The 14,623-nt window shown below is 63.5% G+C and carries 12 protein-coding genes; all 12 read left to right on the forward strand.

The window, feature by feature from the left end:
• Positions 1-65 precede the first annotated feature (65 nt).
• The 12 genes from Q7F16_RS15150 to Q7F16_RS15205 all read left to right on the forward strand — a co-directional run bounded on the left by Q7F16_RS15150 (position 66) and on the right by Q7F16_RS15205 (position 14,618).
• Positions 66-950 carry a LysR family transcriptional regulator gene (locus Q7F16_RS15150; RefSeq protein WP_409557157.1) on the forward strand — a complete coding sequence of 295 codons (885 nt, stop codon included), beginning with the start codon at positions 66-68 and terminating at the stop codon, positions 948-950.
• Positions 951-1,445: 495 nt separating this feature from the next.
• Entirely contained in the window at positions 1,446-2,114 is a 669-nt protein-coding gene (locus Q7F16_RS15155) for a haloacid dehalogenase type II (protein WP_003203206.1), read from the forward strand.
• A gap of 36 nt (positions 2,115-2,150) precedes the next feature.
• Positions 2,151-3,425: an NAD(P)/FAD-dependent oxidoreductase gene (locus Q7F16_RS15160; RefSeq protein WP_046064173.1), complete on the forward strand. Its 1,275-nt coding sequence runs from the start codon at positions 2,151-2,153 to the stop codon at positions 3,423-3,425.
• An 86-nt stretch (positions 3,426-3,511) separates the two neighbouring features.
• A complete protein-coding gene (locus tag Q7F16_RS15165; protein WP_057449088.1) occupies positions 3,512-5,155 on the forward strand; it encodes an ABC transporter substrate-binding protein in 1,644 nt (547 codons plus the stop codon).
• A gap of 43 nt (positions 5,156-5,198) precedes the next feature.
• Entirely contained in the window at positions 5,199-6,155 is a 957-nt protein-coding gene (locus Q7F16_RS15170; protein ID WP_003203201.1) for an ABC transporter permease, read from the forward strand.
• Positions 6,152-7,027 carry an ABC transporter permease gene (locus tag Q7F16_RS15175; protein WP_079301320.1) on the forward strand — a complete coding sequence of 292 codons (876 nt, stop codon included), beginning with the start codon at positions 6,152-6,154 and terminating at the stop codon, positions 7,025-7,027. The genes Q7F16_RS15170 and Q7F16_RS15175 overlap by 4 nt, the downstream gene beginning before the upstream one ends.
• A gap of 1 nt (position 7,028) precedes the next feature.
• Entirely contained in the window at positions 7,029-8,873 is a 1,845-nt protein-coding gene (locus tag Q7F16_RS15180) for an ABC transporter ATP-binding protein (protein WP_079301318.1), read from the forward strand.
• Complete coding sequence (locus Q7F16_RS15185; protein WP_046064176.1) at positions 8,870-9,178, forward strand: (2Fe-2S)-binding protein; 309 nt, start codon at positions 8,870-8,872, stop codon at positions 9,176-9,178. The genes Q7F16_RS15180 and Q7F16_RS15185 overlap by 4 nt, the downstream gene beginning before the upstream one ends.
• Positions 9,160-10,536 carry an FAD/NAD(P)-dependent oxidoreductase gene (locus tag Q7F16_RS15190; protein ID WP_409557156.1) on the forward strand — a complete coding sequence of 459 codons (1,377 nt, stop codon included), beginning with the start codon at positions 9,160-9,162 and terminating at the stop codon, positions 10,534-10,536. Before Q7F16_RS15185 ends, Q7F16_RS15190 begins: the two co-directional genes overlap by 19 nt.
• Positions 10,533-11,687 (forward strand): NAD(P)/FAD-dependent oxidoreductase, encoded by a 1,155-nt coding sequence (locus Q7F16_RS15195; protein WP_095963293.1) that lies wholly within the window; start codon positions 10,533-10,535, stop codon positions 11,685-11,687. Before Q7F16_RS15190 ends, Q7F16_RS15195 begins: the two co-directional genes overlap by 4 nt.
• Positions 11,684-12,841 (forward strand): acetylornithine deacetylase, encoded by a 1,158-nt coding sequence (argE, locus tag Q7F16_RS15200; protein WP_409557155.1) that lies wholly within the window; start codon positions 11,684-11,686, stop codon positions 12,839-12,841. The genes Q7F16_RS15195 and argE overlap by 4 nt, the downstream gene beginning before the upstream one ends.
• A 319-nt stretch (positions 12,842-13,160) precedes the next feature.
• Positions 13,161-14,618: an NAD-dependent succinate-semialdehyde dehydrogenase gene (locus Q7F16_RS15205; RefSeq protein WP_003203184.1), complete on the forward strand. Its 1,458-nt coding sequence runs from the start codon at positions 13,161-13,163 to the stop codon at positions 14,616-14,618.
• The last annotated feature ends 5 nt before the right edge of the window (positions 14,619-14,623 follow it).

Genomic DNA, 14,623 nt, shown 5'->3' on the forward strand with positions numbered 1-14,623 from the left:
GACTCTACTCAGTCATCGTAAAGCCGTGGTTCAATGTGCTGTCATCAATCATTAAGTTGAACTGAATGATCAGCCTCGAAGACCTGCGCATGGCCGTGACGCTGGCACGTTGCGAATCGTTGAGCGCCGCTGCCAGGGCCCTCAATGTCTCGCCGCCAGCACTGTCCATGCGCTTGCGCAAACTGGAGACGCTCCTGGGCCTGACCTTGGCCAATCGCGACGCCCGGCGGCTGAGCCTGACCGCCGACGGCGAGCGTTTCTCGCGCCAGAGTGCGCTGTTGCTGGAACAGCTGGAAGCGCTTCCCGAATCGTTCAGGCAACAAGACGATCAACTGGTCGGCACCCTCAGGCTGGCGGCACCGTTCGGCTATGGACGCCAACGCCTCGCGCCGCTGCTGGCCCGTTTTGCCAGGTTGCATCCGCAGCTATGCCTGCATCTGGATCTACGGGAAACGCCCTGGCCTGACCGCCATGACAGCGATGCGGTGATTCACATCGGTCACCTGAGCGACAGCCAGTGGGTCGCCCGGCCCCTCACGCAAAATGACCGATGGCTGTGCGCGAGCCCCGCTTACCTGGAGCAGAACGGTACACCGCTAGCGCCGGAGCAACTCGCCGAGCACCGCTGCATCTGTATTCGTGAAAACGATGAAGATGTCACCCTGTGGCACCTGCGCAATGCGCACGGGCGCAAGACCCTGCGGATCAAGCCTGCCTTGTTGAGCAACGATGGCAGCGTGGCCCGACGCTGGGCCGAACAGGGCCTGGGGCTGGTGCTGCGTTCGCAATGGGACGTCAGCAAAGCCATCGCCGACGGGCGCCTGGTACGGGTGCTCGCCGATTGGCAATTCGACAGCGCCCCCATCAACCTGCTGGTGCCCTCGCGCAAACTGCGCAGCGCGCGGGTGCAGGCGTTGGTGAGCTTCCTGGAGGCCGAACTGAAGGTCTGAATAGGGCACTGTTCCTACTGAACCACCGTGATCGCCAGCCCATTCACCACACCTGCAAGCAGACCCACCGCTTTCGCGAGCAAGCCCGCTCCCACAAAGGATCGGCGTCGTTCCTTGAACCTGTGTCCACCACCATCCCCCTGTGGGAGCGAGCTTGCTCGCGATGACGGCAGCCCATTCACCGCGGATGCTGAAGCTGCTGCGCCAAGCGTAGATTCTGCCGAAAACAACGCTTTGCAGAGCCGTTTGGCGCACCATAACTGCCCGCAAACCGAAGAAACACGGGCACAACGCCCACGCCTGGAGCATCCCGCAAAGTCTGCTGAGCGAGCCCCGCAAAACGGTGGTTTGTACCAAGCGGCTGGTATTTTTAACGATTTATCCACGGTCTCATGGTGTTGTAATGAAAACGTGATGCAGCGTTGCACCGATGCCTCACGAAAGGCGCCATCGTTCGCCTCGTCGAGCCTTCAACAACAATCCAGGACCGCACTCATGAGCTTTCTTCGACCCAAGTACATCACCTTCGACTGCTATGGCACGTTGACCAATTTCCAGATGGGCACCATGACCCGCGAGCTGTTCGCCGACCGTGTCGATGCCGGACAGATGGACCAGTTCGTCAAGGATTTCTCCGCTTATCGCCTGGACCAGGTGATGGGTGACTGGCGGCCCTATGATGAAATCATCAAGACCTCCCTGATGCGGGTCTGCAAGCGTTGGGGCGTTGAATATCGTGGCGAAGGCCAGCTCTATTACGACGCCGTGCCAACCTGGGGCCCCCACGCCGATGTACCGGCGGGCCTGTCGAAAATCGCCGACAAGATCCCCCTGGTGATTTTTTCCAACGCGATGGACGAGCAGATCATGTCCAACGTCGACAAGCTCGGCGCACCTTTCCATAAAGTCTTCACGGCCCAGCAGGCCCAGGCCTACAAGCCGCGCCTGGCTGCCTTCGAATTCATGCTCGATAACCTTGGTTGCGGACCGGAAGACGTCCTGCATGTGTCGTCGAGCTTCCGCTACGACCTGATGTCGGCCCACGACATGAAGATCAAGCACAAAGCCTTCGTCGCCCGCGGTCATGAACACCCGGCCAACGCTGCTTTTGGCTACCACCAGATCCCGGACATCGGCGGGTTGCCCGCGCTGGTCGGGCTCTGAGTCTCGACGCACGCTTGAAGGCGAAAGGGGTTAGACATGGGCAGTGAGTCCTATTGGCTCGACACCGCACCGGCGTTCACCGGTGCTCAGCTCGGCGGATTGCCCGGACAGGTCGATGTCGCCATCGTCGGTGGCGGCTTCACCGGTCTGGCGGCGGCGCGGGCCCTGGCCTCGAAAGGGGCCAGCGTGGCGGTGCTGGAAGCGGGCAGGGTGATTGGCGAGGCGTCAGGGCGCAACGGCGGGCATTGCAGTACCGGCGTGGCCCAGGATTACGCGGCGCTTACCGCCAGCCTCGGCGCCGACAAGGCTCGGGCGTATTACCAAGCCTATGAAAGCGCCGTGCAGAGCGTCGTGACGCTGGTGGAGCAAGAGCAGATTGCTTGCGACCTCAAGCGCAACGGCAAGCTCAAGCTGGCCGCCAAGCCGATGCACTACGAAGGGTTGGCGCGCACCTGTGAATTGATCCGCAAGGAAGTCGATGCCGAGGTCGAGTTGCTGTCGGCCCAGGAGACGCGGGAGGAAGTCAATTCGGCGCAGTTTCACGGCGGCCTGTTGCAGCGCAATGGTGTGCAGATGCATGTCGGGCGTTTCGGCGTCGGCCTGGCCGAAGCGGCCGCCCGTCACGGTGCGTTGATCTTCCAGGGCGTGGCGGTGCAGGACTGGAAGGCCAGTGCCGGCGGTTATCGAGTCAACACCAGCAAAGGGGCGCTGCAAGCCTCGCAGATCCTGCTGGCGACCGGTACCTGTCAGCAGGGCGGCCTGGGCTGGTATCGGCGGCGGATCGTGCCGGTGGGCAGCTTCGTGATCGCCACCGAGGTCCTGCCCCAGGCGCTGATCGACAGCTTGCTGCCGGCCCGGCGTTCCTATGTCACCAGCCGAATGATCGGTAACTACTTTCGCCTGACCCCGGACAACCGCCTGCTGTTTGGCGGCCGCGCGCGGTTTGCCATGTCCGACAGCGTGTCCGACGCCAAGAGCGGCAAGGTGTTGCAAGCCGCCATGGTGCAGATGTTCCCGCAGTTGGCGAACACTCGGATCGACTATTGCTGGGGCGGCCTGGTGGATATGACCTCCGATCGCCTGCCCCGGGCCGGCCAGCATGGCGGGGTTTATCACTCCATGGGCTACAGCGGCCACGGCGTGCAGATGTCGGTGCACATGGGGCAGGTCATGGCCGAGGTCATGGCCGGCAAGGTCGAGGCTAACCCTTGGCGCGAACTGGATTGGCCGGCCATTCCCGGGCACTTCGGCAAGCCTTGGTTTTTGCCGCTGGTCGGCGCGTATTACCGCTTGCAGGACTACCTGCACTGAAGTTTCACGGCGTTGTTTGGCGTTTCAACCACGGTGCATTAACGCACGTAATCGAGCCCTATCATTTTCCGAAAGGTAGAACTGACATGAGTGACACTAAAAACGGCATCAAAGACCAGTTGATCACCGGTACAGAAAGTCTGCGTGTTTTCGAAGGGCTCAACCGCGGCATGTCACGCCGTCATGCATTGCAGATGCTCGGGCTGGCCGGTGTGGCCGCGGCGGGTGCCGGCAGCCTGTTCGGCGCCGCCGGCAAACTGCTTGCCGATGAACAGGCGAGCCCCGGCAAAGGCAAGCCCGGCGGGCGTATCCGGGTCGCCGGTATCTCCAGCTCGACCGCCGATACCCTGGACCCGGCCAAAGGCTCATCGTCCACGGACTACGTGCGCCATTACATGTTCTACAACGGCCTGACGCGTTTCGACAGCCACATGGTGCCGCAACTGGAACTGGCCGAACGTATTGACACCACCGATGCCACGCTCTGGGTGATTACCCTGCGCAAGGAAGTGACCTTCCACAACGGCAAGGGCCTCACCGCCGCCGACGTGGTGTTTTCCCTGATGCGTCACAAGGACCCGATCACCGGTTCCAAGGTCTTGCCGCTGGCCGAGCAGTTTGCCGAGGTCAAGGCCACTGGCACCCATGAAGTGCAGATACGCCTGAGCGGCCCGAATGCCGAGCTGCCATCGATCCTTGCCATTTCCCACCTGTTGATCGTCCCCGAGGGCACCAGCGACTTCAACCAGGGCATCGGCACCGGTCCGTTCAAGGTCAAGGAATTCAAGCCTGGGGTGCGTTCCATCGGTGCGCGCAATACCAACTACTGGAAGCCCGGCCTGCCGTACCTCGACGAAATCGAATTCATCGGCATCGGTGACGAGCCGTCACGGGTCAACGCGTTGCTGTCGGGCGACGTGCAGATCATCAACGAGGTCAACCCGCGTTCGACCACGCGCATCAAGGACAGCACCACCCATCGCGTGGTGGACTCGCCGTCGGGTAACTACACCGACCTGATCATTCGCCAGGACCAGATGCCCGGCCAGAGCCCGGAGTTCACCGAGGCGATGAAACTGCTGCTGGACCGCGAACAGGTCAAGTCGGCGATCTTCCGGGGTTTCGCCAGGGTCGGCAACGACCACCCGATCGCCCCCGGCGCCCGTTTCTACAATGCCGACCTGCCGCAACGGACCTACGATCCGGAGAAGGCTCGTTTCCTGCTGAAGAAGGCCGGCATGGAAAGCATCAGCATGCCGGTAATGTGCTCACCGGCCGCCACCGGTTCGGTCGACGTGGCCGTGCTGCTGCAGCAATCGGCCAAGGAGGCCGGGCTCAAGCTCAACGTCAATCGGCTGCCGAGCGACGGCTACTGGTCCAACCACTGGGCCAAGCATCCGCTGAGCTTCGGCAACATCAACCCGCGGCCTAACGCCGACATGTTGTTCTCGCAGTTCTTCCAGTCCACGGCGCCGTGGAACGAATCGGGCTGGAAAAACCCGCAGTTCGACCAGTTGCTGATCCAGGCTCGCGGTGAAACCGATGAAGCCAAGCGCGGCAAGATGTACGCGGACATGCAGACCCTGGTGCATAACCATAGCGGCATCGGCATCCCGGTGTTCATCAGCAACATCGATGGCGTCGACCAGCGCGTCAAAGGTTATGGCACCAACCCGCTGGGCGGTTTCATGGGCTATATGTTCGCCGAGCAAGTCTGGCTTGACGCTTGATGCGTGTGGTCTGGCGGCGTGACATGGCACAAGGGGTAGGGCGATGAATAGCAACACACTTTGGTTGATCGGCCGGCGCCTGGGCGCTGCGGTCGTGACCCTGTTGATCGTATCGATGGTGGTGTTCGCCATTACGGCGGTGTTGCCGGGAGACGCGGCGCAACAGTCCCTTGGACAGTTCGCCACGCCTGAGCAAGTGGCGGCGCTGCGGGTGAAAATGGGCCTGGACCAACCGGGTGTGTTGCGCTACCTGCACTGGTTGATGAGCCTGCTCAGCGGTGACATGGGCGTGTCGATCTCCAACGCCACGCCGGTCAGCGAGTTGATGGCTGGCCGGGTCCCCAACACCTTGATGCTGGCGGCGGCCACGGCGCTGGTGTCGGTGCCCGTGGCGTTGATCCTGGGCATCGGCTCGGCGATGGGGCGAGGGGGGCGCATCGACGGCTTCCTGAGCTTCTTCACCCTGACGATGGTGGCGGTGCCGGAGTTCCTGGTCGCCACCCTTGCCGTGCTGATTTTCGCGGTGAACCTGGGCTGGCTTTCGGCGCTGTCCTACTCCAGCGAGATCACTTCGCCGCTGCAATTCATGCGTACCTATGCGTTGCCGGTGATGACCCTGTGCTGCGTCATCGTCGCGCAAATGGCGCGCATGACCCGGGCGGCGGTGATCGATCAACTCGACAGCCCCTATGTGGAAATGGCCCGCCTCAAAGGCGTGAGTCCGGTGCGGGTGGTGCTGCGCCATGCCTTGCCCAATGCCATCGGGCCGATTGCCAATGCCATCGCCCTGAGCCTGTCCTACCTGTTGGGCGGGGTGGTGATCGTCGAGACGATCTTCAACTATCCCGGCATCGCCAGCCTGATGGTCGATGCCGTGACCAACCGCGACATGGCGTTGGTCCAGGCCTGCACCATGCTGTTTTGTACGGCCTATCTGGTGTTGGTGCTGGTGGCTGACCTGTGCGCGATCCTGTCCAATCCGAGGCTGAGAAACCAATGAACAATCTCATTGTGAAATCCCCGCCTGCGGCGCCCGAACAGGCCTTGGGCAAGGTGTCGCGCAAAACCCCCTGGCTCGGCCTGATCGGCGCCGCGATGTGCGTGATCTGGTTGCTGGTGGCGATCTTCGGGCCATGGCTGGCACCCCACCCGGTGGGGGAAGTGGTCTCCGACAACGTCTTCGACAACTTCAGCGCCACGTATCCATTGGGCACCGATTATTTGGGCCGCGACATGCTCAGCCGCATTCTCGTGGGCGCGCGCTTCACGGTGGGCCTGGCGTTGGTGGCGGCAGTACTGGCCAGTGGGCTGGGCACCGGTTGCGCGCTGCTGTCGGTGGTTTCGCCGAAGTGGCTGGATGAACTGATCAGCCGCCTGATGGACGCCTTCATTTCGATCCCGAGCAAGATGCTCGCGCTGATCATGGTTTCGGCGTTCGGCTCGTCGGTGACCCTGTTGATTTGTACGGCGGTGCTCAGTTTCACCCCGGGTGCGTTTCGTATCGCCCGCAGCATGGCGGTGAACATCGAGGCCCTGGAATACGTGCAGGTGGCCCGCACCCGTGGTGAACGCCGGCTGTACATCGCCTGTGTGGAAATCCTGCCGAACATGCTCAACCCGGTGCTGACCGACCTGGGCTTGCGCTTCGGCTTCATCGTCCTGCTGCTCAGCGGCATGAGCTTCCTCGGCCTGGGCGTGCAGCCGCCGGATGCCGACCTGGGTTCGCTGGTGCGGGAAAACATCGGCGGCCTCAACCAGGGCGCGCCGGCCATCGTGATTCCAGCCCTGGCCATCGGCACCCTGACCATTGGGGTCAATCTGTTTATCGACCGCTTGTCTTCGCGGCGCAACCGACGTACGGGAGGCCATTGATATGAGCCAATTGATCCGAGTCGAGAACCTGCGCGTGGTCGCCTGTGGCGAGCGCAGCGAGGTGGAGATCGTCAAGGGCGTGAGTTTCTCCCTGGAGAAAGGTGAAGTGCTGGCGCTGATCGGCGAGTCCGGTTCGGGCAAGACCACCATCGCCCTGGCACTGCTCGGTTATGCCCGGCGCGGTTGTCGCCTGGCCGGCGGCGTGGTGCAGATTGGCGAGCACGACATGCTCGCCTTGAGTGAGCGCGAGCTGCAAGGCCTGCGCGGCAATCGGGTGTCGTACATTGCCCAAAGCGCCGCGGCGGCGTTCAACCCGGCCAAGAAACTCATCGACCAAGTGGTGGAAGGGGCGTTGATCCATGGCCTGGGCAGCCGGGCCGTGCTCGAAGCCAAGGCCATCGAACTGTTCCGCGACCTGGCACTGCCCAACCCCGAATGCATCGGTCAACGCTATCCTCATCAAGTGTCCGGTGGGCAACTGCAGCGGGTGATGGCGGCCATGGCGCTGATCAGCGATCCGCTACTGGTGGTGCTCGATGAGCCGACCACGGCCCTCGATGTGACCACCCAGATCGACGTGCTGCGCGCCTTCAAGCGGGTGGTGCGCGAACGTGGCGCGACGGCGGTTTATGTGTCCCACGACCTGGCCGTCGTGGCGCAGATGGCCGACCAGATCGTGGTGCTCAACGGCGGGCAGATCTTCGAACAGAGCGCCACCGCGCCGCTGCTCAAGGGGCCGGCTCACGCCTACACCCGCAGCCTGTTGGCGGCGGCACGGCCAGACACGACGATTCGCCCGCCGTGTGGTGTGGCCGAAGACACGCCGCTGCTGACCATCAAGGGCTTGACCGCTGGCTACGGCAACAAGAACCAGCACGGCATGCCGGCGATCCGGGTGCTCGAAGACATCGACCTGACCGTGCGCAGGGGCCAGGCCATCGGGGTGATCGGTGAGTCGGGCTCGGGCAAATCGACCCTGGCGCGGGTGGTGGCGGGGCTGTTGACCCCGGCCCTGGGCGGGCTGACGTTTGACGGCCAGCCACTGGGTGGCAGCCTGTCCGAACGCACGGACGAACAGTTCCGACGCATCCAGATGGTGTTCCAGAACGCCGACACCGCACTCAACCCGATGCACAGCATCAGCACCATCCTGAGCCGGCCGTTGAAGATGTATTTCGGCCTCAAGGGCGCGGCACTGCGTGAGCGTATCGGCGAGCTGCTCGACCTCGTGCGTCTACCACGGGACATGGCCGAGCGCCGCCCGAGCGAACTCTCCGGCGGACAGAAACAGCGGGTCAACCTGGCCCGGGCGCTGGCGGCCAAGCCGGACCTGATCCTGTGCGATGAAGTGACCTCGGCGCTGGATACGGTGGTCGGCGCGGCGATCCTTGAACTGCTGCGCGACCTGCGCCAGCAACTGGGGGTGTCCTACCTGTTCATCAGCCATGACATCTCCACGGTGCGGGCGCTGTGCGACGACATCGTGGTGATGTACAGCGGCCATAAGGTTCAAGAGGGCAGCCGGCAATCGTTCGCCCAGGCGCCGTTCCATCCCTACACCGACCTGTTGATCCACTCGGTGCCGGAGTTGCGCCAGGGCTGGCTGGAAAGTTGTGGCACCACGACGTGCGGCACGCTGCCGGCGTTGGGCGCGCGCGCCGAGGTGCCGCAGCTGTGCACCTTCCTCAATCGCTGCCCGGTGCGGGTCGACGGCCTGTGCAACCACACCGCGCCGCCCCGGCAGATCATCGACGGCGGCAGCGAGGTGCTCTGTCATCACGACAGTGCCGAGCTGCTCAAGCGCCAACAGGATTCAAACAGCATGATCGTGGGAGCCTACGCATGAACGCGCGTTTCGTGAGGTTGGCCGAACAGGGCCGGCCCATCGTCAAATTGAAAGTGGATGGCGTCCCTGTCGAGGCGTTGCAGGGCGACACGCTGATGGTCGCATTGCTGACCCACGGCCCGGCGTTGCGCCAGTCGGAATTCGATCCGGGCAGCCGGGCCGGTTTCTGCCTGATGGGCGCCTGCCAGGATTGCTGGGTCTGGACCCGCAGCGGCGAACGCCTGCGGGCCTGCTCCAATGAAGTACGCGAAGGGCTGGACATCATTACTCAACAACCGGAGGCGATATGGCCGCTGCGCGGATAGTCATTGTAGGCGCTGGACCGGCGGGTATCCGTTGCGCGCAGACCCTGGTCGCAGCGGGCTTCAAGCCGATCCTGCTCGACGAAAACCGTCGCGATGGCGGGCAGATCTACCGGCGCCAGCCCGAAGGGTTCACCCGCACCTACGCCACGCTGTACGGCACCGAAGCGGACAAGGCCCGTGACCTGCACGAAAGCTTCGACCGTTTGCGCACGCAGATCGACTACCGTCCGGACACCCTGGTGTGGAACCTGACTCCCGGGCAATTGTGCTGCGTCAGCCAGGGCCAGCACACGACGGTGGATTACGACGCGCTGATCCTCTGCACTGGCGCCACCGACCGCCTGATGCCCATCGAGGGTTGGCAGTTGGGCGGTACCTACAGCCTCGGCGGCGCGCAGATCGCCTTGAAGGCCCAGGCGGTTTCCATCGGCCACCAGGTGGTGTTCATGGGCAGCGGGCCGCTGCTGTATCTGGTCGCCAGTCAATACCTCAAGGCCGGCGCCAATGTCGCAGCGGTGCTGGACACATCGCCGCTGGGCCAGCGCATCAAGGCCTTGCCCAAGCTCATGGCGCGCCCGGGCTTGCTGTTCACCGGCATGAAACTATTGGCGCAGTTGTATCGGGCGAAGATTGCCGTGCACCTGGGTATTTCGCCGCTGCAGATTCTGGGAGAAGCGACCACCGGTGTCAGTGGCGTGCGAGTTCGTACCGCCAGTGGGGAAACCTTGACCGTGGCCTGCGACGCGGTGGCGCTGGGTTATCACTTGCGCCCGGAAACCCAACTGGCTGACCTGGCGGGCTGCCGCCTGCGCTTTGACGAGGCGTCCAGCCAATGGCTGCTGGACACGGACGAAGAGGGACGGACCTCGGTCAGCGGTGTATACGCCGCCGGTGATGGTTCGAAGATCCGTGGCGCCGATGCCGCCGAGCACGCCGGGCGCCTGGTCGCCTTGGCGTTGTTGAGCGATCTGCAGCAGCCGGTGGACGTCGCACTCGTCGCCGAACAGCGCCAGGCGCTCAAGGTGATGGACGCGTTTCGCCTCGGCCTGGCCCAGGCGTTTCCCTGGCCGGCGGCACAAGCCAAGGCCTTGCCGGACGAGGCCATCGTCTGCCGCTGCGAGATGATCAGCGCCGGCGAACTGCGCCGCACCGTCAGTGAAAAGGGCGCTTGTGAAGTCAACCGGGCCAAGGCGTTCAGCCGGGTTGGCATGGGCCGCTGCCAGGGGCGCTATTGCTCCCAGGCCGGGGCCGAAGTGATTGCAGCAGCGGCGGGTGTCCAGGTGCAGGAGGTGGGGCGCCAGCGTGGTCAGGCCCCCGTGAAACCACTTTCGATGCTCACTCGGGAGGTGACGCCATGACGCTGAATAAAGCCGATGTGGTGATTGTCGGCGGCGGCCTGATGGGCTCGGCTGCAGCGTTTTTCCTGCGCCAGCGGGGGCAGTCGGTGATCCTGCTCGAGCGTGACCAGATCGGCCAGTACGCCAGCGGCGTCAACTTTGGCAACGTGCGGCGCCAGGGGCGTTTTCTCGGGCAGCTGGAACTGGCGAATCGGTCCTGGGCGCTGTGGAAACGCCTGCCGGAGCTGATCGACGACGACCTGGAGTTCATCGCCAGCGGGCACATGCGCGTGTGTTATCGCGAGGATGAAATACCCGAGCTTGAGGCTTACGCAGCGGCACCGGAAGCGGCGCAACTGGACTTGCAGATCTATCGCGGCAGCGAGCTGCACGCGCGTTTTCCGTTTCTTGGCAAGGACGTCAAGGGCGGCTCCTATGCGCCTCACGACGGTCACGCCAACCCGCGTCTGGCAGCCCCGGCGTTCGCCCGGGCGGCCCGGCGACTCGGGGCACGCATCGAGGAACGCACCGAGGTGGCCGAGGTGCAGAAGGTCGGTGATGGGTTCAGCATCAGCACCACCGATGGTCGCCAGTTCAGCGCTGCTCAGCTGTTGATTACCGCAGGCGCTTGGGGCCAGAAGCTCTCGGCGCAATTCGGCGAGCCGGTGCCGCTGGAGACCAATGGCCCGCAAATGGCCGTCACCGAACCGGTGCCGTATGCCTTGCCGACGGTGATCGGCGTGTACACCAAGATTCCTGAAGAAGTGATCTATTTCCGCCAGATTCCCCGGGGCAATATCATCATCGGCGGCGGCTATCGCAGCAAGCCGGACATGCTCAACCGCCGGGCCTATGTCGAGCCGCGCAGCATCCTCAACCAACTGGACCAGATGCGTCGGCTGCTGCCGGGTGTCGGCAATCTCAACATCATCCGCGTGTGGAGCGGCATCGAAGGCTACCTGCCCGATTCCCTGCCGGTGATGGGGCCCAGTGGCAACGTCGATGGCTTGTACTATGCGTTCGGCTTCAGCGGCCATGGCTTCCAGCTCGGTCCGGGCGTTGGCGATGTCATGGCTGAACTGATCAGCACCGGCAGCACTCGAACCTTCATCGAGCCGTTTTCCATCCGCCGGTTCGCCCTTTGTGCCGAGCAACGGAGCAAGGCCTCATGAAACCCCGCGTGTTAGCCATTTTCGAACGCCTGCTGGCGTTTGAAACGGTCTCTTCAGAATCGAACCTGGCCCTGATCGAGTACGTGCGCGATCTGTTGCTGAGCAAGGGCATCGAGTCGCTGATCGTCAAGGATGAGAGCGGCAAGAAGGCCAACCTGTTCGCCAGCACCGGCCCGCGTGAGTTGCCCGGGGTCCTGCTGTCCGGCCACACCGACGTGGTGCCGGCGGCAGGGCAGGCCTGGACCGTTCCGGCGTTCCAGGCGACCGTGCGCGATGGTCGGGTCTACGGGCGTGGCAGTTGTGACATGAAAGGTTTCATTGCGCTGGCCATCGACGCCATGCTCGATGCCGCCGACCATTCGCTGAACCGGCCAATGCAACTGGCGCTTTCCCACGACGAAGAGATCGGTTGCGTGGGGGTGCGGCGCTTGCTCGACGTGCTGCACCTGGCACCTGTGCGACCGTTTCTATGCGTGATCGGCGAGCCGACCAACATGCAATTCGTGCTCGGCCACAAGGGCAAGGGTTCCTATCGCACCTACTGTCGCGGCCTGGAAGCGCACTCATCGCTGGCACCGCGCTCGGTCAATGCGATTCACGTGGCCTGCGATTTCATCGCGGCGTTGCGCCAGAGCCAGCAGCAATTGCAGGAGCAAGGCGCCCAGGATGCGGATTACGACGTGCCCTACAGCACCGTGCATGTCGGGCAGATTGTCGGCGGCAAGGCACTGAACATCGTGCCAAACCTGTGCACCCTGGATTTCGAAGTGCGCAATTTGCCGGACGACGATCTGGACCTGTTCCTGGAGCAACTGCGCGAGCGCGCCGAGGTGATCGTGCGCGAGGCGAAAAAACTCTCCAGCGTCGCGGACATCGAGATCGAAACCCTCAACGTCTATCCGGGCCTCGACACCCATCCGAGTGTTGAAGCCGTGCGCTTCCTGAAAAATTTCGCCACCCCGGACACCGGCACCGCCAAGGTCTCCTTCGGCACCGAGGGCGGCCTGTTCAAGCAGCGCCTGGATGTACCCGTGGTGGTCTGCGGCCCAGGCTCCATCGAACAGGCGCACAAGCCCGACGAGTTCATCGAAGTCAGCCAGATGGACGCGGGGGAGCGGTTTCTGGAGGGGTTGCTCGGCTCCCTGAAAATCTAAGCCATACACCGAAAGAAATGTAGGAGCACACCTGTAGAAGCACACCTGTAGAAGTACACCTGTAGGAGCATACCTGTGGGAGCAAAGCTTGCTCGCGATGAACGATGACACGGTCTTGATCGATGTCGCCTGATCCACCGCCATCGCGAGCAAGCTTTGCTCCCACAGTGTTCAGTGTTCGGTGCTTAGCCTGGGGCCTCGGTAGAGCCTGCCGTCCCACCTCGAAACTTCAGCATCCAACACTGCCCAAACCCCGCTTTCAGCATCCTGCCCCGTGGCATCTCCTTAGACTGGAATCACCTCGGAACAGGACGCGACCATGCTCAAGAATCGATTGAAAGACCCCAGCCTGTTGGCAGAACTCGCTTACATCGACGGTCAGTGGATCGGCGCCGACAACGCCGCCACCCTTGACGTCATTGACCCGGCCACCGGTCAGGTGCTCGCCCGTGTACCGGCGATGCAAGGCGTGGAAACCCGGCGTGCCATCGAGGCCGCCGAGCGCGCCTGGCCGGCGTGGCGCGCGCGTCCGGCGGCGGAGCGGGCAGCGCTGTTGGAGCGCTGGTATCAAGCCATGATGGACAACCTCGACGACCTCGCGCTGATCATGACCTGTGAACAGGGCAAGCCGTTGAACGAAGCCAAAGGCGAAATCCGCTACGGGGCCGGTTTCGCCAAATGGTTTGCCGAAGAGGCCCGGCGGGTCTATGGCGAGACCATCCCGGCGCCCAGCGGCGACCGACGCCTGCTCACGCTCAAGCAGCCGGTGGGTGTCTGTGCGGCGATCACCCCCTGGAATTTCCCCAATGCGATGATCACTCGCAAGTGCGCCCCGGCCCTGGCGGCGGGTTGCCCGGTCATCGTCAAACCCTCGGACCTGACCCCCTTGTCGGCCCTGGCCCTGGCGGTGCTGGCCGAGCGGGTCGGGATTCCGGCCGGGGTGTTCAACGTCGTGACGGGTATGCCCGCCGGTATCGGCGAAGAACTGACCGGCAACCCGACGGTGCGCAAGATTTCCTTTACCGGTTCCACGGCGGTCGGGCGCTTGCTGATGCGCCAGAGCGCCGAGCACATCAAGCGCTTGAGCCTGGAGCTGGGCGGCAATGCGCCGTTCATCGTGTTTGACGATGCGGACCTGGAACAGGCGGTGGCCGGCATCATGCTCAGCAAGTTTCGCAACGCCGGCCAGACCTGCGTCTGCGCCAACCGCATCCTGGTGCAGGACGGCATCTACGAACGCTTCGCCGCACGGCTGGTGGAAGAGGTGGGCAAGCTCAAGGTCGGCAATGGGCTGGAGGCTGACGTGATGATCGGCCCGCTGATCAACCTCGCGGCGGTGAACAAAGTCGCCCGGCACATTGACGATGCGTTGAGCCAGGGCGCGCGTCTGCTGTGTGGCGGTGTTCCCGAGGGCGACAGTCAGTTCGTCCAGCCAACGGTACTGGGCGAGGCCCATGCCGGGATGTTGCTGGCCAACGAAGAAACCTTCGGACCGGTGGCGCCGCTGATGCGCTTTACTACTGAAGAGCAGGCCCTGGCCCTGGCCAATGCCACGCCTTATGGCCTGGGCGCTTACTACTTCACCCAGGACCTGCGCCGCTCATGGCGTTTCGGCGAGGCGCTGGAGTTCGGCATGGTCGGGCTCAATACCGGGCTTATCTCCATGGAAGTCGCGCCCTTCGGCGGCATCAAGCAGTCGGGCCTGGGGCGCGAAGGCAGCAAGTACGGCCTGGACGAATACCTTGAAGTCAAAGCCTTCCACATCGGTGGACTGTGATGCGA

The sequence above is a fragment of the Pseudomonas sp. Lb2C2 genome, assembly GCF_052112205.1.
Taxonomy (GTDB): domain Bacteria; phylum Pseudomonadota; class Gammaproteobacteria; order Pseudomonadales; family Pseudomonadaceae; genus Aquipseudomonas; species Aquipseudomonas kilonensis.